The sequence below is a fragment of the Streptomyces sp. NPDC001787 genome (assembly GCF_040297465.1).
Lineage (GTDB): Bacteria > Actinomycetota > Actinomycetes > Streptomycetales > Streptomycetaceae > Streptomyces.
In genome coordinates this window covers 1-23,521 of sequence record NZ_JBEOZE010000058.1, presented here as the reverse complement: position 1 = coordinate 23,521, position 23,521 = coordinate 1, and the positions used below count along the sequence as shown (strand labels likewise).

Genomic DNA, 23,521 nt, shown 5'->3' with positions numbered 1-23,521 from the left:
CCGCCGTTCTTGAACTCCACCACGACGGTGCCCTCGGACTCGTCACTGATGCTCTGGTCCGACGCCGTGACCTCCAACTCGTCCGTACGGCACTTGCCGACCTTGCTGGACACGTTGGAGCCGGTCCCGACAGCCGCGCCCTTCCCGCTGGAGCTCCTGCCGGCGGTGTCCTTCGCGCCGTCCTGATCCGAACCGCCCGCCGACGACCCGTTGGACGCGGACGACGGGGCGCTCTGTCCCGTACCGGAATCTCCGCTCTGGCAGGCCGTGAGCGAGAGGCTCGCGGCAACGGCCAGGGCTGCGAAGGTGAGCTTGTAGACGCGCATCGTGACTTCCCTCAGTATCGGCTGGCAGGGTCGGCCGCTCGGTACGGGTCGGTACGAGCGAGCGTTTCTGATCACCAGGACCCACCGGAACCCGCCTGCCGTTCCGCCCAACCAGCCCCTAGGACACGGCTGTTACACGCACAGCCCGGCACCGTACGCACCACCGCCCGCCCGCACCCGCCCGGAGCACGACGCGGGCCAGCCGCGACAACGGTTCCCACCACCGTTCCGCATCGTCCTCGCGGACACCGGCCGCTGGGACAGACCCGTGACCCGACGCACCTTGACCACAGCCGACGGCATACCGTCCTCAACTCGCCGCGTACACGGAGCTTCCGGTGCTGGAATGACCCCATGCCCGACACACCGTCCCACCCCCGTTCGCCCGCCGCCCCCGGCGCCGACGCCGACGCCGACGCCACACACGACACCGACCTGATCGTCGTCGGAGGCGGCCCGGCGGGCTGTGCCGCCGTGCGTACGGCGGCCAGTGTCGGCATGCGCTCGGTCCTGGTCGAGCCGGACACCCTGTGCCGCAGCCTCTACCGCGTCACCGCTCTGAACAACGTCCTCGGCGGCTACACCAGTGGCCCCGCGCTCGCCGAGGCCATCACGGCGGAGCTGAGGAGCACGGAGCTGTGCCGTCCGGAACTCGGCCGTCATGTCGTCGAACTCCGCGCCCACGAGGACCACATCGCCGTCACCCTGGACACGGGTGCCCGCCTCACCGCCCCGTACGCCGTCGTGGCCACCGGCGTCGGCCCCCTCCAGCCCGGCGACGTGTCCTGGATCACCGCTCCCGGCGGCCTGACGCTGCCTCCGCTCTGGCGGGCGGGCGCGGACGACGCCGAGGGCCGTACCCTCCTCGTCCTCGGCGGCGACCGCCCGATCGGCACCTTCCTGCGCGCCCACCCGGCCACCGGCACCCGCCTGCTCGTGGCGCACCCGGACACCGACACGTACAAGACGGAAGAGATCCGCGACGATCCCCGGGTCACGCTCCTGCCCGTCGCACACCTGACCCTGACGCCCTCCGAAGGCGCCTCGGTGACGGCGGAGGCGGTGGGCGGGGGCGGGGAGCGGCGTACGGTCACGGCGGACGCCGCCTACCTGAGCCTCGGAAGCGCGCCCACCGCCCCGCACGGTGACCTCATGCGCGGTGCGGACGGCTACTGCCCGCCGGCCGGTCAGCATTCCCGGGTGTTCATCGCCGGTGACCTGCGCTCCGCCCGCTTCCAGCGGATCATGACCGCCCTGGGTTCGGGCAGCGAGGCCGCGCTGCACGCCTACTACGCCGTACGGGAGTTGTCCGCCGGGGACTGATCCGCACAGGCACGCAGGGGCACAGCCGGCGCCGGGACCGGGGTGCCCGGCGCCGGCCGCGCTACCCGGCCCTCACACTGTCCACCCGGACGAACGCCCGCCGTGCCCCGGCCGTGACCAGGGCGAGCAGCATCAGCGCGCCGCTCACCCAGACCGGCGCCCGGTAGCCGAATCCGGCGTCCAGGGCCAGGCCGCCCGCCCAGGGGCCCACCGTGGCGCCCAGGTTGAAGGCGGTGGTGGAGAAGGCGCCCGCGAGGGTCGGGGCGTCCGGGGCCTGGTCGAGGACCCGGGTGATCAGGGCTGTTCCCGTACCGAAGGCGAGCATCCCCTGCACCAGGATCAGGGAGAGGACCGCCACCGGGCTGCCCGCCGTCAGGGCCAGGGCGCTCCAGCCGAGGGTGAGGGCGAGCATGCCGGAGGCGATCAGGGCCGTGGGGTGGAGGTCGGCGAACCGGCCCGCCACGGTGACGCCGAGGAACGAGCCCACGCCGAAGAGCGCGAGCGCCGCCGGGACCCATCCCGCGCTCAGCTCCGTCTCCCGGGTCAGGAGCGGTTCCAGGTACGAGAACGTGCAGAAGGTCGCCCCCTGGACCAGGGCCATCGTGAGCAGGGTGAGCCGCAGCCGGGGACGGGCCAGGACGCGCAGCTCGGCGCGGACGGGTACGGGTTCGGCCTCGGGCCGTCCGCCCGGGATGCTGCGGAGGATCGCCAGGACGGCGGGTACGGAGACGAGGGCGACCGCCCAGAACGCCGCCCGCCACCCCCACCGCTCCCCCAGCACCGCACCGGCCGGAACCCCGACCACGCAGGCGACCGTGACCCCGCCGACGACCACCGCCGCGGCACGGCCCTTGAGGTGTGCCGGGACCAGGGAGACGGCCGTCGTCAGGGCCACCGCCCAGAAGCCCGCGTTGGCGAGGGCGCCGACGAAACGGGTCGCGAGGAGCACTCCGTAGTTCGGGGTGAGCGCCCCCACGACATGTACGGCGACGAACACCGTGAGGAACAGCAGCAGGGCCCGGCGGCGGGGCCAGGTGCGGCTGAAGAGCGCCATGAGGGGCGCGCCGATCACCATCCCGACCGCGAAGGACGAGGTCAGCAGACCGGCGGCGGACAGGGAGACGTTCAGGTCGTCGGCGATGCCCGAGACAAGCCCGGACAGCATGAACTCCGAGGTGCCCTGGGCGAAGACCGCGAGCCCGAGGACGTAGACAGCGAATGGCATGGGAGCGAGAACCCCTTGGACGGAACCGTCGGTGGACCGGACAGATCTGTGTGCGGGGATACGGGCCCACGCCCCGTCGTGCGCGCCGGAGCGGATCCGGCGGGCGACGGCATGGCGACGCGGAAGAATGCCCTGCATATCGCGAGGGCATGACTCGGTGGACCGCGCTCAGGCGCGCGTGACCGAGGGGGGAACGGCCCGTACCCGCGGTGAACCGGCGGCGAGGGAGCCGTACGAGGAGATGCCCGTGACCCTGTGGGTCACCCGGCGTCGGTCAGTACCGGCTCGGCCACCGGCGCACCGGTGGCCTCGGTCTGTCGGACTCGGGGCTGGACATGGGGGCGACCCTATCCGGCCGGGCGGCCCGGGTGCCAGCGGATAACGGGAACGGGCCGCCCGCCCGGCCGAGTGGCGGGCGGGCGGCCCTGTTGCTGCCGGGCGGGCGGCCCCGTCCGCTCAGGCCTTCGGGGCGACCTTGGACAGGCCGTTGATGATGCGGTCCATCGCGTCGCCGCCCGTGGGGTCGGTGAGGTTGGCGAGCATCTTCAGCGTGAACTTCATCAGGAGCGGGTGGGTGAGACCGCGCTGTGTGGCGATCTTCATGACCTTCGGGTTGCCGATCAGCTTCACGAAGGCGCGGCCCAGCGTGTAGTAGCCGCCGTAGGTCTCCTTGAGCACCTTCGGGTAGTTGTGCAGGGCCAGTTCGCGCTGCGCCGGGGTGGCGCGGGCGTGGGCCTGGACGATGACGTCGGCGGCGATCTGGCCCGACTCCATGGCGTACGCGATGCCCTCGCCGTTGAACGGGTTGACCATGCCGCCCGCGTCACCGACGAGCAGCAGGCCCTTGGTGTAGTGCGGCTGGCGGTTGAAGGCCATCGGGAGCGCGGCGCCCCGGATCGGGGCCGTCATGTTCTCCGGGGTGTAGCCCCAGTCCTCCGGCATGGACGCGCACCATGCCTTGAGTACCTCGCGCCAGTCCAGCTCCTTGAAGGCGGAGGAGGAGTTGAGGATGCCGAGGCCGACGTTGGACGTGCCGTCGCCCATGCCGAAGATCCAGCCGTAGCCGGGCAGCAGCCGGTCCTCGGCGCCGCGCCGGTCCCACAGCTCCAGCCAGGACTCCAGGTAGTCGTCGTCGTGGCGGGGCGAGGTGAAGTACGTACGGACCGCGACGCCCATCGGGCGGTCCTCGCGGCGGTGCAGGCCCATCGCGAGGGAGAGCCGGGTGGAGTTGCCGTCGGCGGCGACGACGAGCGGGGCGTGGAAGGTGACCGGGGTCTTCTCCTCGCCGAGCTTGGCGTCGACTCCGGTGATGCGGCCGGTGCGCTCGTCGATGACGGGCGCGCCGACGTTGCAGCGCTCGTACAGCCGGGCGCCCGCCTTCTGCGCCTGGCGGGCCAGCTGCTCGTCGAAGTCGTCGCGCTTGCGCACCAGGCCGTAGTCCGGGTACGAGGCGAGGTCGGGCCAGTCCAGCTGGAGCCGGACGCCGCCGCCGATGATGCGCAGGCCCTTGTTGCGCAGCCAGCCGGCCTCTTCGGAGATGTCGATGCCCATGGAGACGAGCTGCTTGGTGGCGCGCGGCGTGAGGCCGTCGCCGCAGACCTTCTCCCGGGGGAAGGCCGTCTTCTCCAGGAGCAGGACATCCAGTCCGGACCTGGCGAGGTGGTAGGCGGTCGTGGAGCCGGCTGGGCCCGCTCCGACGACGATCACGTCCGCGCTGTGCTCGGAGAGGGGCTCGGTCACGGTCGGATCTCCCGAAGACTCGAAATCGCGTGCCGCGCGGCACATGTCCCGTGCAGTCTATGGGGGCCTGCTGATCAACCTCCCGAAGGGCTCCCTGATGTCGAACGCGCCTGTTCCGCACCCCGCCGTACGTCTGCGAGTACCGACCGACGAGGACGCCCTGACCTGGCACCGGGTGTTCGACGATCCCGAGGTGATGGAGTTCTTCGGGGGCCGCACCGCCGAGTTCTCGGTGTACGAGGAGCTGACCGCGCGGCAGCGGCGGCACGACGCGGAGCTGGGCTACTGCCTGTGGACCGTGACCGATCAGGAGGACAGCGTCCTCGGGTTCACCGGCGCGCAGCCGTGGCCGCACACCACGTACGGCCCGGTGGGCGAGATAGAGATCGGCTGGCGGCTGGGGCGTGCGGCCTGGGGCAGGGGGTACGCCACCGCCGCCGCCCGCACCGCGCTGGAGCGGGTGCGGGCGGCCGGGGTGCGGGAGGTGGTCGCGATGGTCGACTCCCGTAACGCCCGGTCGGTCGCGGTGGCCGAACGGCTCGGGATGCGCCGGGCCGAGACCTACACGACCCCTCGGGCGGGACAGGTGGGGTGGTGCTTCCGGCTGGAGCTGTGAGCCGGGGCTGCGGGGGCCGGGGCTGCCCGGCGCCGGGCGGTGACCCGGCCGCCGGGCGGCGTCAGGCGCGAGCCCCGGGCGGCAGCCGCCGTCAGGCGCGTACGCCCCGGTGCAGGGCCACCACTCCGCCGGTGAGATTGCGCCAGGCCACCTTCGACCAGCCGGCGTCCTGGAGCCGGGAGGCGAGACCGGCCTGGTCGGGCCAGGCGCGGATCGACTCGGCGAGGTAGACGTACGCGTCGGGGTTGGAGGACACCGCGCGGGCGGCGGACGGCAGCGCCCGCATCAGGTACTCGATGTAGACCGTGCGGAACGGCGTCCAGGTCGGCTGGGAGAACTCGCAGATGACGACCCGGCCGCCGGGCTTGGTCACCCGGTACAGCTCGCGCAGCGCGGCATCGGTGTCCTGGATGTTGCGCAGCCCGAAGGAGATCGTGACGGCGTCGAACGTCTCGTCCTTGAACGGGAGCTTCGTCCCGTCCCCGGCGGTGAACGGCATCCACGGGTGCCGTTCCTTGCCGACCCTGAGCATGCCGAGCGAGAAGTCGCAGGGCACCACATAGGCGCCCGCCTGCGCGAAGGGCTGCGAGGAGGTGGCGGTACCGGCGGCCAGGTCCAGGATCTTCTGGGCCGGCCGGGCGTCCACCGCCTTGGCGACCTCCTTGCGCCAGAGCCTGGCCTGTCCGAGTGAGATCACATCGTTGGTCAGGTCATAGCGTCTGGCCACGTCGTCGAACATCGAGGCGACTTCGTGCGGCTGCTTTTCCAGGGAGGCTCGGGTCACCCTCCCATTCAAGCAGTCCGGCCGGAGCGGGCCGTCAGCGCCGCCGGTGGACCATCCGCCCGGCGAGCACCGTGACCACGCAGGACGCGGCGCCCACCGCCGCGAGGCCCGCCGCGTCCGGTACGTCGAAGACCGCGAAGTCCGCCCCGCGGCCCGGGGAGTCCAGGTGCGGCGACGGCATCGCCTCGTCCAGCGGCTGCCCCGCCCGCGGGTCCAGCGGGTCCAGGGACGCCCGGCCCGGGGTCCCGCCCCCTCCGGAGCGCGCCCGCAGCGCCAGGCCGGCCCGGTGCACGGCGTCCGCCACCGTGTCCCGGGTCAGCGGGCCCGCGACGGCGACGGTGCCGTGCGCCAGCATCCGCTGCACCCCGCGCCGGGCGCTCGCGCCCCAGCGGGTGTCCGTCATGCCGAGGGCGTCGAGCGCGGCGCCGGTGAGCGGCTCGGTGCCCAGGGCGTCGGCCTCGCGCGGGTCGGGGTGGTAGGTCCGCTCCAGCAGTTCGGAGCCGTACGGGTTGAACAGGCCGGGCGTCAGCAGACCCGGCCAGCGGCGGACCCTGGCGGCCGGCCGGGCGGTGGCCAGCTCCTCGTACGGACCGGCGGCCACGATCAGGCGCCCCTCGACGAGGACGGCACCGCCGGGCACGGGCTCGCGCCCGGGGCCCGGCAGCAGCAGGTCCGCGGTGTGGATCGTCAGCAAGGGAGCGCCCGGGGCCTAGTTGGTGCTGAGGAGCTTCAGCTCCGGGTGGGCCGTGCCGCCCTCGATCGCGGTGGACGAGATGTGCGAGACGACGCGCTCGTCGACCGGGTCCATCGCCGGGTCGTCGTGCACGACGAGGTGCTCGTACGTCGTGGCGCGCTGGGCCGGGACGCGGTCCGCCTTGCGGATCAGGTCGATGATCTCCATGCGGTTGGAGCGGTGCTTGGCACCGGCCGAGGAGACGACGTTCTCCTCCAGCATGATCGAGCCGAGGTCGTCGGCGCCGTAGTGCAGCGACAGCTGGCCGACCTCCTTGCCGGTGGTCAGCCAGGAGCCCTGGATGTGGGCGACGTTGTCCAGGAAGAGCCGGGCGATGGCGATCATCCGCAGGTACTCGAAGAGGGTGGCCTGCGTGCGGCCCTTCAGCTTGTTGTTCTCGGGCTGGTACGTGTACGGGATGAAGGCGCGGAAGCCGCCCGTACGGTCCTGGACGTCGCGGATCATGCGCAGGTGCTCGATGCGCTCGGCGTTGGTCTCGCCGGTGCCCATGAGCATGGTGGAGGTGGACTCGACCCCGAGGCCGTGGGCGATCTCCATGATCTCCAGCCAGCGCTCGCCGGACTCCTTGAGCGGGGCGATCGCGGTGCGCGGCCGGGCGGGCAGCAGCTCGGCGCCCGCGCCCGCGAAGGAGTCGAGACCGGCGGCGTGGATCCGCTGGATGGCCTCCTTCGCCGACACCTTGGAGATCCGGGCCATGTGCTCGATCTCGGAGGCGCCCAGCGAGTGGATGACCAGCTGCGGGAACGCCTTCTTGATCGCGGAGAAGTGCTCCTCGTAGTACTCGACGCCGTAGTCCGGGTGGTGGCCGCCCTGGAACATGATCTGCGTGCCGCCCAGCTCCACGGTCTCCGCGCAGCGGCGCAGGATGTCGTCGAGGTCGCGGGACCAGCCCTTGGCGGTGTCCTTGGGCGCGGCGTAGAAGGCGCAGAACTTGCAGGCCGTGACGCACACGTTGGTGTAGTTGATGTTGCGCTCGATGATGTACGTCGCGATGTGCTCCGTACCCGCGTAACGGCGCCGGCGCACGGCGTCGGCAGCCGCGCCCAGCGCGTGCAGGGGCGCCGACCGGTAGAGGTCGAGGGCTTCCTGAGGGGTGATCCGACCGCCTTCGGCGGCTCGGTCGAGGACGGGCTGAAGGTCGGCCTTCTCGGTCACCGGGCTGTCACCTTTCGGCGGTTTTTCTATGGATCCACGGACCGATCCAGCCTACGCCAGCCCGTGGTGCCATCAGCGGCCGGACCGGGCCAGCGTCCCGTACGGCAGACCGGCGCCGCGCTCCTTGGACCGGAAGAACAGCTTGTCGCCGCCGCTCCTGGCGAAGACGACCTCGGCGGTGGTCGTGGTGCACAGACCCGCCGTGCCGGGACGGTCGGGATCGGTGCGCTCGTCGAAGGTCAGCTCCTCGGCGGTGCCGGAGGCGAGGGTGCCGACGCTGTGACAGCTGACGCTGATGCCGAGGCTGGAGACCGTCGTGGTCATCCGGACCACGTCGCTGCCGCGCTTCCCCTCGGTGAACACCGCGGTGAGTACGCCGTGCGGCTGCCCGGTCGTCCGCTCCGTCAGCTCGCCCTTCCAGGTGCCGATGAACTCCTTCGGCAGCTCGCTCACCTGACGGCCGCCGGGGTCGGACGGCTCGGAGGCGGAGCCACCGGGGGACGGCTTCCCGGTCGCGGACGGCTTCCCTGTCGCTGAGGGCTTACCGGTCGCGGAGGGCGGGGTGGCCGCGGCGTCGTTGCCCTTCTGGGCGTCCGTTCCCCCGCCCGGCAGCACATTGCCGAGCAGGCCGGTGCCCACCATCACCACGGCGAGCGCGCTCGCCACGGCCAGGGCGACCGTGCAGCTGACCCGGCGGCCCCGGCGCGCGTCCGCAGGGTGGGTCTCGGCGTTCACCGTGACGGAGAACCGGGGGTCCGGCGTGCGCTGCCCCGGCAGCCCGCCCGCCCCGCTCTCCGCCTCCGCGGCGGAGACGGAGGAAACGGACGGGAAGGGTGAGAGGGGCGAGAAGGGAGAGGAGGAAGAGGAGAAAGCGGGGGACGCCGGGGGAGGCGCCGAAGGGAAGGCGGGCGGGGCGAGGGGTCCCGGAGGAACCGGCGGCCCGAACACCCCCCGCCCGGCGGCTGTCCCCTCGGCCTCCTGCCCGCCCCGGCTGTCCGCCCCCGCGTCCTGGACCTCCAGCGACGCGTTGCTGAACGGCACCGGCCCCGTCTGCACCGGTACGTCCTGCGGCTCCAGGTCCAGCAGCGCCACCGCGGCCCGGCTGACCTCACGCACCAACGGCCCCGGCAGCCAGCCGCCCGCCACCATCGCGGCGGCCCCGCCGGGCGCGAGCGTGCGGGCGAGATCGGCCGGGGCGGGCCGGTCGGCGGGCTCCTTGGCCAGACACCCGGCGACCACCTGACGCAGCTCGCCCTCCAGCTCGCCCAGCTCGGGTTCCTCGTGCACCACCTTGTAGAGGAGCACGGCGGACGAGTCGCCGACGAAGGGGGCGACGCCGGTGGCCGCGTACGCGAGGACCGCGCCCAGTGAGAAGACATCGGCCGCGCCCGAGACATCGTGGCCCCGGATCTGCTCGGGTGCCATGTAGCCGGGCGAGCCGACGGAGACCCCGGTGGAGGTGAGCGAGACGGTGGCACCCAGCGCCCTGGCGATGCCGAAGTCGATCAGCCGGGGGCCGGCGAGCGCGAGCAGCACATTGGACGGCTTCACGTCCCGGTGGACGATGCCCTGTCCGTGGACGACGGCGAGCGCTTCGGCGAGGCTCGCGCCCAGGGTGCGTACCGCGTGCTCCGGCAGCGGGCCGTGCTCGGTGACCGCCTCGGACAGCGGGGGCCCGGCCACGTAGCCGGTCGCGACCCAGGGCACGGGCGCGTTCGGGTCGGCGTCCAGGACCGGGGCCGTCCACTGGGCGCCGATGCGCCGGGCGGCCTCCACCTCGCGCCGGAACCTGGCCCGGAACTGCTCGTCGAGGGCGAAGTGGGGGTGGACGACCTTGACCGCGACGGTACGTCCTCCCGCGCTGCGCCCCAGATAGACCCGGCCCATGCCGCCCGCCCCGAGCCTGCCGAGCAGCCGGTAGGCACCGATGGTGTGCGGTTCGCCGGCTTCCAGCGGCTGCATAAGGACTCCCCCTGTGGACCGTCCGGACCTCCGACCGAAGCCTAGGGGGCGGTGGTCATGAGGTCACAGGGAAACGTGTTACCGATTTCCCCCCTAAGGGCACGAAGGGAGGTTTTCGCCACAGTAAAAGGCGCGAATGTGTCGTTCATCCGATCGATACCGGGATGCAAACGAGACTCACCCCGGACGACATCCACTATTCGGCATCCCGCACCGGACGTATGCCCGGCCCATTCGTTCCATTCGCTCCATTCACCGCCGCACCGATAAACGGCACGACGGTACGGGATTCATCCATTCCCGGTATCTCTTCCCGGGACGGCCGTCGGCCACTCCCGGCCGCCCCGTACGACTCCCGTATGTTCCCCGCCGGTCCGCCGCCGTCAGCCGCCGAGCAGCTCCACGTTCACGTCCGTGGGATAGCCGGTGTCCGATCCGGTCCGGCGCGCGAACTCCCGTACTCCCGCCAGTTGATCGGGACCGAAACGGAAGTCCAGCGTCGTGAAGTACTGCTCCAGCACCTCCGCGTCGAAGGACTCCCAGCGCGCGGCCTGCTCCGCCACCTTGGTGACCTCCTCCAGGGAGAGGTCACGGGAGGCGAGGAACGCCTCGTGCACCTTGGCGGCCTGCTCGGGCTGGGCGGCCAGATAGTCCTTGCGGGCGGCCCAGACCGCGAAGACGAACGGCAGCCCCGTCCACTCCTTCCACATCAGGCCCAGGTCATGGACCTGGAGACCGAGGCGGGGCGCGTCGTGCAGGTTGGCGCGCAGCGCGGCGTCACCGATCAGGACCGCGGCGTCCGCCTCCTGCATCATCAGCCCGAGGTCGGGCGGGCAGGTGTAGTAGTCCGGCCGCACTCCGTAGCGCTCGGCGAGCAGCAGCTGGGCCAGCCGCACGGAGGTGCGGGAGGTCGAACCGAGCGCCACCCGGGCCCGGTCGAGCTGCTCCAGCGGCAGCTGGGAGACGATGACGCACGACATGACGGGCCCGTCGCAGCCGACCGCGATGTCGGGGAAGGCCACGAGGTCGTCGGCGTTGCGGAGGAACTCCACCAGCGTGACGGGGCCGATGTCCAGGTCGCCCCTGACCAGCTGCTCGCTGAGTCTCTCCGGGGTGTCCTTCGAGAGCTCCAGGTCCAGCAGGGTCCCCGTCCGCGCCAGACCCCAGTAGAGGGGGAGGCAGTTCAGGAACTGGATGTGACCGACGCGCGGCCGGCTGCGACGGTCGTCGCCATCGACGGGAGAGGCGGTTGAATTGTCCACATCCTGAGGCTAGACCTGTGCCCGGCCGAGTGCGCCACCGGGGCGACGCGACACCCTCCCGGACCGCCTCCGCGTCACGCGATCGGCGCGGCAATCAAACATTCGAGTGAAGTGATCTTTCCCTCTACCGCTCCCCAGAGGCTGCGTGCTAGGCTCGCCGCAAGTTGCAGTTTGGTTTCCCTTGCAGTACAGAGCCTGCGGAGCATGTAACCCGCAGGCTTTTGTAGTTTTCAGACTTGTTTGCAGGTTCTGGAGCAGGGCAACCCTTTGGCCCAAGGAGGGCTTATGGCTACCGGAACCGTCAAGTGGTTCAACGCTGAAAAGGGCTTCGGCTTCATCGCCCAGGACGGCGGCGGCCCGGATGTCTTCGTCCACTACTCCGCGATCAACGCGGCCGGGTTCCGCTCCCTTGAGGAGAACCAGGTCGTGAACTTCGACGTCACTCAGGGCCCCAAGGGTCCGCAGGCTGAGAACGTCACCCCGGCCTCCTAGTTGCCCGGGTAGGCCGATCGCGGCCGTTTTGCAGTACCCAAGGAGCCCCGCTCCCCCGCTTCGGCGGAGGAGCGGGGCTCCTGCCCTTTTTCCTGAATTACGGGGCGGCCGGTCCCGCGCCCCCCACCGCCCCTGCCGGTTCCGCGCCCAACGTGGCGGCACGCGCTCCGACCGCGTCCGCCGGATCCCAGCCCACCCGGGGCACCGAGGCCAGCAGCAGCCTGGTGTACGGGTCCCGCGGCTCGGCCAGCACCCCGGACGTCGGCCCCTGTTCCACCGTCGTGCCCCGGCGCATCACCACCACCTCGTCGGTGATGTGCTGGACGACCGCCAGATCGTGGCTGACGAAGACCAGGGCGACCCCGGTGTCCCGGCGGATCTCGCCGAGCAGCTGGAGGATCTGCGCCTGGATCGAGACGTCGAGCGCGGCCACCGCCTCGTCGAGGACCAGCACCTTGGGGCCGACGGCCAGGGCGCGGGCGATGGCCAGGCGCTGGCGCTGGCCGCCGGACAGGCCGTGCGGCCGGGCCTCCGCCTCCCGGGCGCCGAGGCCCACCCGGTCCAGCAGCCCCTCGGCGAGGGTCTCCTCGCGGCCGTGCAGCCGCAGCGCCGTGGTCAGGCACTGCCGGGCGGTGAGCCGGGGGTCCAGCGAGACGTACGGGTCCTGGAACACCATCTGGATCTCCCGGGCGCGCGCCAGCCTGGCCGCCCGCCCGCGCGGCGTCCGCCGGTCACGGGGCCGCCCGTCCACGGTGACGGTGCCCTCGTCGGGCCGGACCAGGCCCACCAGCATCCGGGCCACGGTCGTCTTCCCCGAACCGGACTCCCCGACGATCCCCAGGGAGCCGCCCGCCGGGACGGTGAAGGTGATCGAGTCGGCGGCGGTGAGGCGCCCCTTGCCGGGCAGCGCGTAGGTCTTCCGCAGCCCTTCCACGGCCAGCAGCGTCATCGCGCACTCCTCTTCTCCGTGGCCGGGTCCGCGAGCGGGACCGCCGGGGCTGTCGGGGCCATGCCCACGAGCGCGGGCAGGCGGCGGCAGGACGCGGTGCCCCCGCCGTCCAGCGGGACCGGCTCGGGCCGCCGGGCCGAGCACTCCGGTTCGGCCTCCGGGCAGCGGTCCGCGAACTCGCAGCCGCCGAACGCGTCCGCCAGCGACGGCGGACGCCCCGGGATCGGCCGGATCTCCCGCTCCCCCTCCCCCAGGGTGGGCGAGCAGGCCAGCAGCCCCCGGGTGTACGGGTGCCGGGGCCGGTCGAAGAGGGCCCCGGCGGGCTGTTCCTCGACGACCCGGCCCGCGTACATCACGTACACACGGTCGCAGTAGGCGGCGGCCAGGTGCAGGTCGTGCGTGATGAACAGCAGGCCCAGGCTCCGTTCGGCGCGCAGGGTGCGCAGCAGGGCCAGGATCTCCGCCTGGGTGGTGACGTCCAGGGCGCTGGTCGCCTCGTCGGCGAGCAGCAGCCGGGGTTCGGCGGCCAGCGCGCCGGCGATGACGACCCGCTGGAGCATGCCGCCGGAGAGTTCGTGCGGGCGCTGGCGGACCCGGCGCTCCGGATCGGAGAGGCCCACCGTGTCCAGCAGCTCGACCGCGCGGGCACGGGCCGCCCGCTTGTCCAGGCCGGTCCCGGCGAGCCGCTCGACCAGGAAGTCGCCGATGCGGCGGACCGGGTTGAGGGCCGAGCGCGGATCCTGGTGGACCATCGCGACCGTACGGGCGCGGTGTTCGCGCAGCGCCTCCCCGCTCAGCGCGAGGACGTCGGTGCCGTCGACGCGTACCGAACCGGAGGCGGCGGTGCCGTCGGGGAGCGTACGCAGCGCGGCCTTGGCGGTCGTGGACTTGCCGGAGCCGGACTCGCCGACCAGGCCGACCACTTCCCCGCTCGCCACCCGCAGGGAGACCTGGGTCAGCAGGGGCCGGGCGGCGCCGGGGAGTTCGAGGGTGAGGTTGTCGATGTCGAGGAGCATGCGGCTACCTCCCGCTGTCGAGTCGGTCGGCGGCCCAGACCCCGACGACGTTGAAGGACACCACGACGAGCGCGATGGCGACGCCGGGCACCATGGCCGGCAGGAGCGCGCCCTGGACGACGGCGGCCTGCCCCTCCTGCACCATCAGCCCCCAGTCGGAGCTGGGCGGCTGGGCGCCGAAGCCCAGGTAGGAGAGGGTGGCCAGCGACATCAGGGCCTCGCCGAACAGCACCACCAGATAGCCGGTGATCGACCGGCCGAGGTTGGGGACGAGATGGCGGGCGCAGATCCGGGCGCCGCCCATGCCCTGGACGCGGTAGGCGTCGATGTAGGGCTTGCGGCGTTCGGCGAGCGCCACGGAGCGGGTGTACTTGGCGACGGTCGGGGTGTAGGCGAGTCCGAGCGCGAGTACGGAGGTCGTCATTCCGGCGCCGAAGACCGCGATGATCAGCACGGTGAACAGCAGCCCGGGGAAGGCGTACATGACGTCGGTGAGCCGGGAGATCACGGTGTCGGCCCAGCCGCCGCGCCAGGCCGCGAGGGTGCCCAGGGCGACCCCGAGGACGGCGGCGATGGCGAGCAGCAGCACCGGGGCGATCAGGCTGGTGCGGGCTCCGTACAGCACCCGTGACAGCAGGTCCTGACCGGAGGAGTCGGTGCCCAGGAGATGGGCGGCGGAGGTGCCGTTCAGCGACGCGGACAGGTCGATGGCGTCGGGGGCGTACGGGGCGAGCAGCGGGGCGGCCACGGCGGCGAGCGCCACCAGGACGAGGGCCGCTCCCGCGACGACGACGCCCGCCGGACGCCGGTTCCCCGGCTGTTCATGGGTGAGCGGAGTGGACAGGGTCGCGCTCATGCGGCGGCCTCCTTCACCCGGGGGTCGAGCAGCGGGTGCACCAGGTCGACGAGGGTGGTCACCACGATGTAGCCGGTGACCATCAGCAGGAGTACGGCCTGGGCGACCGGGAAGTCGTGCGTGTTGATGGCGCCGACGAGCAGCGAGCCGATGCCGCTGATCCCGAAGGCGGTCTCCACGACGACCGTGCCGGCCAGCATGCCCGCCATGACGAGGCCGCACATGGTGACGATGGGGCCCAGCGCGTTGCGCAGGACGTGCCGGAGCACGATCTCGCGCTCCGGGATGCCGGAGGCGCGGGCGACCTCCACATGGTCGGCGGCGCCCGCGTCGGCCATCGCCTGCCGGGTCACCCGGCTGATCAGCGCGAGTGCGCCCAGCGCCAGGGCCAGGGCGGGCAGGGTCAGATGGTGCAGGGTGCCGGCGAAGCCCTCGCCGCTGCCCGTCACCGGGAACCAGCCCAGCCGCACGCCGAACAGGGCGACCAGCGCGATGGCCGAGACGAACGAGGGGACCGAGGCGGCCAGGGTCGTGCCGCCGACGACGGCGGAGTCGATCCAGGTGCCGCGGCGGACGGCGGCGAGGACGCCCGCGCCGACGCCGAGGACGACGAAGAGCACGGTCGCGTACGCCACCAGGGCGAGCGTCGTCGGGAAGCGGGCGGTGAGCAGATCGGCCACCTGGTCGCTGTACTTGAAGGAGCGGCCGAGGTCGAACTGGAGGCAGTCCCCGAGCCAGCGCCCGTACTGCACGACGAGGGGCTCGTCGAGGTGGTACTGCGCCCGGACCAGTTCCAGCTTCTCCGGGGTGAGCTTGTCGCGGCCGCCGGCCAGGAAGACGGCGGGGTCGCCGGGTGCCGCGTAGACGGCGGCGAAGATGACGAACGAGGCGGCGAGGAGGGTGGCCAGCAGTCCGGCCAGCCGCCGGGAGATCCGGGCGAGCATCGCGGAATCAGCCCTTCTTCGCGCCGAGTTCGGCGGCCCACGGGTAGTAGAGGTAGGCCATGGAGGCGGGCGGTCCGGTCAGTTCGTCGTTCAGGACGAGGACGGACGGGACCTGGGCGACGGAGATCCAGACCGCGGCGTCGGTGAACGTCTTCTGGACCTCGACGGTGAGCTTGGCGCGGGCGGCGTCGTCGAGGGTGCCGAGCGCCTGCTTCACCTTGGCGTCGTACGCCTCGTCCTTGAAGCCGACCCAGTTGTTGGAGGAGTCGGAGAGGGCGTTGTCGTAGAAACCCATCGGGTCGGCCTTGGAGATGTACCAGTCGCCGACCAGCACATCGATCTCGCCGCGGATCTCCGGGTCGCTGTAGAACTGCTCGAACTGCGCGGTCGGCACCGTCTTGATCTGCCCCTTGAGGCCGATCCGCTGGAGCGCCGCGCGCACGGCGTTGGCGACGACGGTGCGGCCCTGGCTGGCGTCCGTGCCGATCACGATGGGGGTGGCCGCGTCGGCTCCCGCGCCCTTCACCAGTTCCCTGGCGGCGGCGAGATCGTCGGCGGTGGGGCCGGCGGGGGCGTACGCGATGTCCTTCTGGGCGGCCTCGAAGACGGGCTTCTCGTAGCCCCACGCGCCGGAGCCGACGGGGGTGCCCCAGGGCTGGACCATGCCGCCGTAGCCGGAGGCGGCGATGCCCTTGCGGTCCAGGGCGAGCGAGAGGGCCCGGCGGACCGCGGGGTCCTTGAGCCCGCCGCGTTCGGTCGGGATGAGGACGAGGGAGGCGGTGGAGGGTCCGTAGTGCTGCTCGATGCCCTTCTTGCCGTCGAGCGCGGAGGCGGTGTTGGGCGATTCGGCGTACGCGCCGTCGGCGGCGCCGGTCGTGAGCGCGTTGACGAGGGCGCTGTCGGTGGCCCAGCGGAAGGTGACCTTCTTGGTCAGGGGCTTCTCGCCCCAGTACGCGTCGTAGCGCTCGATGGTGATGGAGTCCCCGGACTTCCAGCCGCCGAGCGTGTACGGGCCGGTACACGCGTCGGGCTGTCCCGGGGTGCCGAAGTCCTTGCCCGCCTTCTCGACCTGCTCCTTGTTCCAGACGATGCCCGCGTCCCCGGCGAGCGCCTTGAAGAACATGGCGTCCGGCGCCTTGAAGGTGATGGTGATCCGGCGGTCGCCGGTCTTCTTCATCGTGGCGACATTGCCGAACTCGTCGCCCTGTTCCATGTCCGGGTCGGCGTGCCGCTCAAGGCTCCACAGCACGTCGTCGGCGGTCATCGGGGTGCCGTCGTGGAAGGTGACGCCGTCGCGCAGGGTCAGGACGAGGGTCTTGTCGTCGGGCGTCTCGGCCTTCTCGGCGAGGAAGGGCTTCGTCGACATGTCCGGCTGGAGCTGGTAGAGCCGCTCGCAGACGTTGGTGAGGACGACGCGGCCCGCGCTGGAGCCCTGGGTGTCCAGGTCGAGGGAGTCCGGTTCGTCCTCCAGGAGCCAGTCGACGCCCGCGAGTCCGCCCTTGGCCGGGGCGGTGACCGGGGTGAGTTCCCGTGCGGCGGCGTCGGTGGCGCCGCCGCTGCCCGCGGTGTTCCCGGTGGCGCCGCTGCAGCCCGCGGCGAGCGTCGCGGCGACGAGGCCCGCGGCGAGGGCCGTTCTGCGTGAAGTGGTGTGGGTCATCACGTGCGTCCTGTCAGTTCTGGCCGTACGGGCCGTCGTAGAGGTTCCAGGGGAGGTGCTGGTACTCGCGGTCGCAGGGGGTCCCGGCGGTGACGTGGTAGTCGCCGGTGGTGAGGTCGGCCAGCGAGGAGACGAGGGTCGTCCAGTGCTTGATGACCGGCTGCCGGGGGTCCGGGTGGGTGCACAGCGACTCGGGGTGGCCGAGGTGGTCCGACATCGCGCGGCGGACGATCCCCCGCGACTCCTCGGGCCCGGTGGAGCCGCGCAGTGCTCCGAGGCCCTGTTCGGCGCGCGGGACACGGACCAGGGAATCGGAGGACATGGGGCGGTATCCGGCGGCGGCCAGGGGGGCGGGGATGCCGGCCTGGTAGTGGTTGCCGTGCACCAGCAGCCCGTCGGTCGGGTACATCCAGCCGTGCCCCGCGGGGGTGGTCTCCAGGTCGATGGCGAAGCCCTCGCGGCAGGTGAGCAGGGCGTTGCTGGCGATGTGGGCCCGGGTGCGGCAGAGCACGTCGAGGGCGTCGGTGATGTTGCTCTGGTCCAGGACGCTGCGGCGTACGACGGTCTGGGGCAGCCCGACCGTGTCGTCGAAACGGCCGCCGAGTCCGTTGGCGTTGAAGGCGATCCCGGCGGAGTTGGCGCCCTGGCGGCCGATCTGTCCGGCCTCGACCTGCATGATCAGGGTCGGCTTCGGCGGCTGGACGATCCGGATCATCACGACGGTGTCGGCGACTCCGGCCCGCCAGTCCCAGTTCTGCCCGGCGTAGACATGGCCGTCGCCGCTGGCCTCGCCGTAGGCGGCGAAGGAGGTGCAGCCCTCGGCGGGCTCCTCCTCGGTCAGCTCCCCGGCGGTCCCCCCGGCGGGAAGTGCCGTGCCCGTCCGCTCGTCGGGGCGTGCCGTGCCCGTGTGCTCCTCGGCCTCCATCCGGGCGAACGACTTGTCGTAGATGACCTCGCCCCGGGCGTTCAGGGCGAGGACGTCCAGCAGACCGACCCCGGCGCCGTCCGCGATGCCCCGCATCTCCTCGACGAGGTGGGGTGCGTAGGCGGTGACGGGTTCCAGCCAGCGGGCGGCGCGGGCGGCGACCCGGTCCCAGGTCAGACCGGCGGACTGGCCGAAGGCCTCCTCGTAGTAGCCGAGGGCGGCGTGCAGTTGGGGCCGTACGGCCTCGCCGTACTGGCGGCCCCGGTCGAGGGGGCTGCCGGAGATCTCGATGACCGGGAGGACCCGGGCGGGGGCGGGTTCCGTGGGACGGGGTGCCATTCTTCTCCTCGCGACGGAACGCTCCGAAACGGCGTCGCGGGACCACCACGATCCTGTAACGTCGATTTCAGAAAGCGTTCCCTTTGGAACGTACTGCCCAGGACAGTAACGCCGGTCACACGGAAGTCAATGCTTGTAATGGAAATTCCAGAGAACGAGACCGGAGTGACGCGTCTTCGGGCCGCGATTCGCGATCAATGGGAGGAACTGTCCGCTTCCGAGCGTGCCGTGGCGCAGTATCTGGTCAGCGCACCCGTCGAGCAGTTGCTCTTCGCCAGCGCCCAGGAGCTGGGCGTCGCCAGCTCCACCAGCAACGCCACCGTCGTACGCGCCCTCCAGCGGCTCGGTTACGCCGGACTGCCCGCGCTGAAGCGGGAGCTGGCCAATGACTTCACCGCGGCGGTCGCTCCCGAGGTGCGCCTCAAGCAGCGGATCGCCTATGTGGGCCAGGATCTGGACTCCATCTGGGCCGATGTCTTCGACGAGGCCCATGAGCGCATCGACCAGGCCAGACGGCTCACCGAACCGGAGGCGCTGAAGCGCTCGGTGGCCGCTCTCGCCGAGGCGCGCGAGGTGTTCTGCTACGGGATCGCCGCCTCCGAGGCAGGTGCCCGGCATCTGGCGCTGGCGCTCGGCCGGATCGGCCGCCGGGCCCGGTTCGTCTCCGAGACCGGCTTCGCGCTGGCCGACCAGCTCCTGGCGCTCGGGCAGGGCGACGCCGTGGTGATCTTCCAGCCGGGCCGTCGGCTGGTGGAGCTGTCGGTCATGATGGACCGCGCCCGCGCGGTCGGCGCCAAGGTCGTCCTGGTCACGGACGAGCTGGGCGAGGCGTACGCGGACCGGGTCGAGGCGGTCCTGACCGCGCCGCACACCCCGACCGGGATCACGGCGGAATCGCTGACGGGGCTGCTGGTCGCCGACGCGCTGCTGCTGGCGCTGGCCACCCTGGACGAGACCCGGGCCGTGGAGTCCTCCCACCAGCTGACGGCCCTGCGGGAACAGCTGCTGGACCGCAAGCGCCGCGACTGAGCGGACCGCCGGTCCCGGCGCAGGTCTCCCCGGTCCCGGCGGAAGGTCTCCCGGGACCCGGCCTTGACCTTGACACCGTGTGAAGCCGTGCAGTGGGAGCCGTCATGTTCACCATCGGAGACTTCGCCAGGTACGGGCGGGTGTCGCCCCGCATGCTGCGTCACTACGACGCCATCGGGCTGCTGCACCCCGACCGCACCGACCCCGCCACCGGATACCGCTTCTACGGTGCCGCTCAGCTCGCCCGCCTCAACCGCATCATCGCCCTCAAGGACCTCGGCTTCACGCTCCAGCAGGTGCGCGCCGTGCTCGACGAACGGGTGGGGCCGAAGGAGCTGCGCGGAATGCTGCGGCTGCGGCGGGCGGAACTGGAGGCGGCCAGGTCGGCGGCCGAGGCACGGCTGGCGCAGGTCGAGGCGAGGCTCCGGTCGATCGAGAGCGAGGGGCACATGCCCACGGACGATGTCGTGCTGAAGACCGTTCCGGCGGTACGGGTGGCGGAGCTGACCGGGACCGCCGCGAGTTTCGGGCCGGAGGACATCACGGCGGTGATCGTGCCGCTGTACGACCGGCTGTTCGCGCTGATGGGCACGGTGGGGCTCACCCCGTCCGGGCCGGGCGTCGCGTACTACGAGGACGCCCCGGCCGGCGGCGGCGCGATCGTCGTGCACGCCGGGGTGACGGTCACCGGACCGGTCGGCCCGGCGGGTGACACGGGGATCACCGTGGTGGAGCTGCCCCCGTTCGAGGCGGCGACGATCGTGCACCGGGGCCCGATGGAGGCCGTCCTGCCGACGGCCCAGACCCTGGCCCGCTGGATCGACGCCGGCGGATACCGGTCGGCGGGGTACGCCCGGGAGATCAGCCTGGAGTGCCCCGAGGACCGGGAGAAGTGGGTGACGGAACTCCAGGAGCCGGTCACCGCGGTCTGACCGCCGGGCGGGACGCGCCGCGGGGACGCGCCGGGGGCGGGGCCCGGGAGCACGGGGGAAGGACAGGGAGCAGGAGGGACGTACGCCTCACGCCCCGGCACAGCCCTCACGCCCCGGCGCTGCCCTCCCGCCCTCGCTCTCCCGTGCCCCCTTCACTCACCCCCCTGCGCCCTCTTCGCTCACCGCCCCGGCCACAGCCCGTCGTCCGTCAGCCCCAGCAGGTCGATCGCGTTGCGGCGCACGATGCGGTCCACGACATCCGAGTCCAGGTGCCCCATCTGCTCCTCGCCGACCTCGCGGGACCGGGGCCAGGTGGAGTCGGAGTGCGGGTAGTCGGTCTCGTACAGGACGTTCCCCACACCGATCGCGTCGAGGTTCTTCAGCCCGAAGGCGTCGTCGAAGAAGCAGCCGTACACATGGTCCGTGAACAGCTCCGACGGCGGCCGGTGGACCTTGTCGGCCACCCCGCCCCAGCCCCGGTTCTCCTCCCAGACCACGTCGGCGCGTTCCAGGATGTACGGAATCCAGCCGATCTGCCCCTCCGCGTACATGATCCGCAGATTCGGGAAGCGCTCGAACTTGCCGCTCATCAGCCAGTCGACCATCGAGAAGCAGCAGTTGGCGAAGGTGATGGTGGAGCCGACGGCGGGCGGGGCGTCGGCCGAGGTGGACGGCATCTTCGAGGACGAGCCGATGTGCATGGCGATCACCGTCCCCGTCTCGTCACAGGCCCGCAGGAACGGATCCCATTCGTCCGTATGTATGGACGGGAGCCCGAGATGGGGAGGTATCTCGGAGAACGCCACCGCGCGCACCCCCCGGGCGGCGTTGCGCCGGACCTCGGCCGCCGCCAGCTCCGCGTCCCACAGCGGGACGAGGGTGAGCGGGATGAGCCGGCCGTGCGCCTCGGGGCCGCACCACTCCTCCACCATCCAGTCGTTGTACGCGCGGACGCCGAGCAGGCCCAGCTCACGGTCCTTCGCTTCGGTGAACGTCTGCCCGCAGAACCGCGGGAAGGTGGGGAAACAGAGCGCGGACTGGACGTGGTTGACGTCCATGTCGGCGAGCCGCTCGGGCACCGAGAACGAACCCGGGCGCATCTGCTCATAGGTGATGACTTCGAGCTTGATCTCGTCCCTGTCGTAGCCGACGGCGGTGTCCAGCCGGGTGAGCGGACGGTGCAGATCCTCGTACACCCACCAGTCGCCGATCGGCCCCTCGTCGCCCTTCGCCCCCATCACCGGCGCGAACTTTCCGCCCATGAAGGTCATTTCCTTGAGGGGCGCCCGGACGATGCGCGGACCGGAGTCCGCGTACTTGGACGGGAGCCGGTCCCGCCAGACATGAGCGGGCTCCACCGTGTGGTCGTCCACCGAGATGATCTTCGGGAAGGTCTCCATGCGTACCACGGTAGCGTCGATCTGACGAACCGTCAGCTATCTTGTCGCGATCGGACCGGCTCCCGGGAGTATCGGAGAAGGGCGCCTGGTTCCCGAATCGTTGTCGAGGGCTTGTGCAGAGCGTCACCCGCTGCTGACGAGTCGGCCTAAAACAAGGCAGACTGTTGAGCGCGATACCAGCGGTACGGAGCAATCCGGATACCCGCCCTACATCGACGCACAGGCGGGCAAACCGGCACGGGCACCACCGGCAGGACCGGCAGGCGAGCAGGACAGGGGGCATCAATGGACCGTCACCACGGGCCACGCGTGCGTGTGCCGGAGCAGCGTGCTCCGGAAGAACCCGCGGCCGGTGGCGCACTGCGGTTCGCCGTACTCGGTCCCGTACGCGCCTGGCGCGGTGGCGAACTGCTGCCCCCCGGTTCCCCGCAGCAGCGGGCCCTGCTCACCGCGCTGCTCCTGCGGGACGGCCGGACGGCCACCGCGGCCGAACTCATCGACGCGATCTGGGGCGAGGAGCCGCCGCTCCAGGCGCTGGCGGCGGTACGGACGTACGCCTCGCGGCTGCGCAAGGCGCTCGGCCCGGACACCCTGGACAGCGAGTCGGGCGGCTACGCGATCCGGACACGGCAGGACGCGCTGGACCTCAACCTCGCCCAGGAGCTGGCCGGCGAGGCGGAGAAGGTCCGGGCGAGCGGCGACCGCTGCCAGGCCCGCGCCCTGATCAACAAGGTGCTGGGCCTGTGGGACGGCGAGGCGCTCGCCTCCGTACCGGGCCCGTACGCGGAGAACCAGCGCACCCGGCTGGAAGAATGGCGCCTCCAGCTCACCGAGACCCGTCTCGACCTGGACCTGGAGGTCGGCTGCCACGCGGAGGCGGTCTCCGAACTGACCGCGCTCACCGCCACGCACCCGCTGCGCGAGCGGCTGCGCGAACTGCTGATGGTCGCCCTGTACCGCAGCGGACGCCAGGCCGAGGCCCTCGCGGTGTACGCCGACACCCGTCGGCTGCTCGCCGAGGAACTGGGCGTCGACCCGCGCCCGGAGCTGGCCCAGCTCCAGCAGCGCATCCTCCAGGCCGACGAGGAGCTGGCCCGCCCGGCCGACGAACCGGCACCGCCGCCCGCCCCGCTCCGTCCCGCCCAGCTCCCGGCCACGGTCCCCGACTTCACCGGCCGCACCTCGTTCGTGACGGAGCTGGGGGCCCGGCTCGCCACCGCCGAGGGCTCGGTGATGGCGGTGTCCGCGCTGGCCGGCATCGGGGGCGTCGGCAAGACGACCCTCGCCGTCCATGTCGCCCACCAGGCCCGCCCGCACTTCCCGGACGGCCAGCTCTACGTCGACCTCCAGGGCGCCGGCTCCCGGGCGGCGGAGCCGGAAACGGTGCTCGGCTCGTTCCTGCGCGCGCTCGGCACCGCGGACTCGGCGATACCGGACACCCTGGACGAACGGGCGGCCCTGTACCGCTCCACCCTGGACGGGCGCCGCATCCTGGTCGTGCTGGACAACGCCCATGACGCGGCCCAGATCCGCCCCCTGCTCCCCGGCACGGCGGGCTGCGCGGCCCTGGTCACCAGCCGGGTCCGCATGGTCGACCTGGCCGGCGCGCATCTGGTGGACCTCGATGTGATGTCCCCGGAGGAGGCGCTCCAGCTCTTCACCCGGATCGTGGGCACGGAGCGGGTCGGTGCCGAGCGCGAGGCGGCGCTGGACGTGGTGGCCTCCTGCGGCTTCCTGCCGCTGGCCATCCGTATCGCCGCCTCCCGCCTGGCCGCCCGCCGCACCTGGACGGTCTCCGTCCTCGCCGCCAAACTGGCCGACGAGCGCCGCCGGCT

At 72.1% G+C, this 23,521-nt stretch carries 20 protein-coding genes and 1 pseudogene; 6 read left to right on the top strand and 15 right to left on the bottom strand.

All coding sequences use genetic code 11. The features are described 5' to 3' along the window. Positions 1-326: pseudogene (locus ABT170_RS40020) on the bottom strand (DUF4232 domain-containing protein); the annotation flags it as partial. A gap of 354 nt (positions 327-680) precedes the next feature. On the opposite strand from ABT170_RS40020, the gene ABT170_RS40015 reads away from it, so the two are divergent. Next, positions 681-1,649 carry an FAD-dependent oxidoreductase gene (locus tag ABT170_RS40015; RefSeq protein ID WP_351876086.1) on the top strand — a complete coding sequence of 323 codons (969 nt, stop codon included), beginning with the start codon at positions 681-683 and terminating at the stop codon, positions 1,647-1,649. A 61-nt stretch (positions 1,650-1,710) separates the two neighbouring features. Here the strand turns inward: ABT170_RS40015 and ABT170_RS40010 are convergent, their stop codons facing one another. Further along, a complete protein-coding gene (locus ABT170_RS40010; RefSeq protein ID WP_329941628.1) occupies positions 1,711-2,874 on the bottom strand; it encodes a Cmx/CmrA family chloramphenicol efflux MFS transporter in 1,164 nt (387 codons plus the stop codon). Positions 2,875-3,330: 456 nt separating this feature from the next. Beyond that, a complete protein-coding gene (locus tag ABT170_RS40005) occupies positions 3,331-4,614 on the bottom strand; it encodes a geranylgeranyl reductase family protein (RefSeq protein ID WP_351876083.1) in 1,284 nt (427 codons plus the stop codon). A gap of 97 nt (positions 4,615-4,711) precedes the next feature. Here ABT170_RS40005 and ABT170_RS40000 point away from each other — a divergent pair, with 97 nt between their 5' ends. Beyond that, positions 4,712-5,230 (top strand): GNAT family N-acetyltransferase, encoded by a 519-nt coding sequence (locus tag ABT170_RS40000; RefSeq protein WP_329941630.1) that lies wholly within the window; start codon positions 4,712-4,714, stop codon positions 5,228-5,230. Positions 5,231-5,321: 91 nt separating this feature from the next. On the opposite strand, the gene ABT170_RS39995 is transcribed toward ABT170_RS40000, so the two are convergent. The 5 genes from ABT170_RS39995 to ABT170_RS39975 form a co-directional block, all read right to left on the bottom strand. Further along, complete coding sequence (locus ABT170_RS39995; protein ID WP_266931851.1) at positions 5,322-6,014, bottom strand: demethylmenaquinone methyltransferase; 693 nt, start codon at positions 6,012-6,014, stop codon at positions 5,322-5,324. Positions 6,015-6,048: 34 nt separating this feature from the next. Next, positions 6,049-6,708 carry an amidohydrolase family protein gene (locus ABT170_RS39990; protein ID WP_351876080.1) on the bottom strand — a complete coding sequence of 220 codons (660 nt, stop codon included), beginning with the start codon at positions 6,706-6,708 and terminating at the stop codon, positions 6,049-6,051. Between the two features lie 15 nt (positions 6,709-6,723). Beyond that, positions 6,724-7,923, bottom strand: coding sequence for a cyclic dehypoxanthinyl futalosine synthase (mqnC, locus tag ABT170_RS39985; RefSeq protein WP_266931855.1), 1,200 nt, complete (start codon positions 7,921-7,923; stop codon positions 6,724-6,726). Between the two features lie 72 nt (positions 7,924-7,995). Next, positions 7,996-9,885, bottom strand: coding sequence for a serine/threonine-protein kinase (locus ABT170_RS39980; RefSeq protein ID WP_351876077.1), 1,890 nt, complete (start codon positions 9,883-9,885; stop codon positions 7,996-7,998). Between the two features lie 383 nt (positions 9,886-10,268). Next, positions 10,269-11,147 carry a menaquinone biosynthetic enzyme MqnA/MqnD family protein gene (locus ABT170_RS39975; protein WP_329941624.1) on the bottom strand — a complete coding sequence of 293 codons (879 nt, stop codon included), beginning with the start codon at positions 11,145-11,147 and terminating at the stop codon, positions 10,269-10,271. 285 nt (positions 11,148-11,432) lie between these two features. Here ABT170_RS39975 and ABT170_RS39970 point away from each other — a divergent pair, with 285 nt between their 5' ends. Further along, positions 11,433-11,639: a cold-shock protein gene (locus ABT170_RS39970; RefSeq protein WP_329941623.1), complete on the top strand. Its 207-nt coding sequence runs from the start codon at positions 11,433-11,435 to the stop codon at positions 11,637-11,639. Between the two features lie 97 nt (positions 11,640-11,736). On the opposite strand, the gene ABT170_RS39965 is transcribed toward ABT170_RS39970, so the two are convergent. Genes ABT170_RS39965 through ABT170_RS39940 form a run of 6 tightly spaced genes read right to left on the bottom strand, consistent with a single transcriptional unit; the run spans position 11,737 to position 18,325 of the window. Then, a complete protein-coding gene (locus ABT170_RS39965; protein ID WP_351876073.1) occupies positions 11,737-12,588 on the bottom strand; it encodes an ABC transporter ATP-binding protein in 852 nt (283 codons plus the stop codon). Continuing rightward, the gene (locus ABT170_RS39960; RefSeq protein WP_329941621.1) at positions 12,585-13,604 is read right to left on the bottom strand and encodes an ABC transporter ATP-binding protein; all 1,020 of its coding nucleotides are present in this window, start codon (positions 13,602-13,604) and stop codon (positions 12,585-12,587) included. Before ABT170_RS39960 ends, ABT170_RS39965 begins: the two co-directional genes overlap by 4 nt. Positions 13,605-13,608: 4 nt before the next feature. Next, complete coding sequence (locus tag ABT170_RS39955; protein ID WP_351876069.1) at positions 13,609-14,460, bottom strand: ABC transporter permease; 852 nt, start codon at positions 14,458-14,460, stop codon at positions 13,609-13,611. Next, the gene (locus tag ABT170_RS39950) at positions 14,457-15,404 is read right to left on the bottom strand and encodes an ABC transporter permease (protein ID WP_329941619.1); all 948 of its coding nucleotides are present in this window, start codon (positions 15,402-15,404) and stop codon (positions 14,457-14,459) included. The genes ABT170_RS39955 and ABT170_RS39950 overlap by 4 nt, the downstream gene beginning before the upstream one ends. Positions 15,405-15,411: 7 nt before the next feature. After that, positions 15,412-17,061 carry an ABC transporter substrate-binding protein gene (locus tag ABT170_RS39945; protein WP_329941618.1) on the bottom strand — a complete coding sequence of 550 codons (1,650 nt, stop codon included), beginning with the start codon at positions 17,059-17,061 and terminating at the stop codon, positions 15,412-15,414. Positions 17,062-17,074: 13 nt separating this feature from the next. Beyond that, on the bottom strand, positions 17,075-18,325 hold the full coding sequence (locus tag ABT170_RS39940) for a C45 family autoproteolytic acyltransferase/hydrolase (RefSeq protein WP_351876064.1): 1,251 nt from the start codon (positions 18,323-18,325) through the stop codon (positions 17,075-17,077). A 129-nt stretch (positions 18,326-18,454) separates the two neighbouring features. On the opposite strand from ABT170_RS39940, the gene ABT170_RS39935 reads away from it, so the two are divergent. Further along, positions 18,455-19,354: a MurR/RpiR family transcriptional regulator gene (locus ABT170_RS39935; RefSeq protein WP_443034241.1), complete on the top strand. Its 900-nt coding sequence runs from the start codon at positions 18,455-18,457 to the stop codon at positions 19,352-19,354. 104 nt (positions 19,355-19,458) lie between these two features. Then, positions 19,459-20,286 carry a MerR family transcriptional regulator gene (locus tag ABT170_RS39930; protein WP_329941615.1) on the top strand — a complete coding sequence of 276 codons (828 nt, stop codon included), beginning with the start codon at positions 19,459-19,461 and terminating at the stop codon, positions 20,284-20,286. A gap of 179 nt (positions 20,287-20,465) precedes the next feature. Here the strand turns inward: ABT170_RS39930 and ABT170_RS39925 are convergent, their stop codons facing one another. After that, positions 20,466-21,686, bottom strand: a complete 1,221-nt coding sequence (locus tag ABT170_RS39925) for an amidohydrolase family protein (protein ID WP_351876060.1) — start codon at positions 21,684-21,686, stop codon at positions 20,466-20,468. A 285-nt stretch (positions 21,687-21,971) separates the two neighbouring features. Here ABT170_RS39925 and ABT170_RS39920 point away from each other — a divergent pair. After that, positions 21,972-23,521 (top strand): AfsR/SARP family transcriptional regulator (locus ABT170_RS39920; RefSeq protein WP_351876057.1); only part of this gene is annotated, 1,550 nt, incomplete at its 3' end.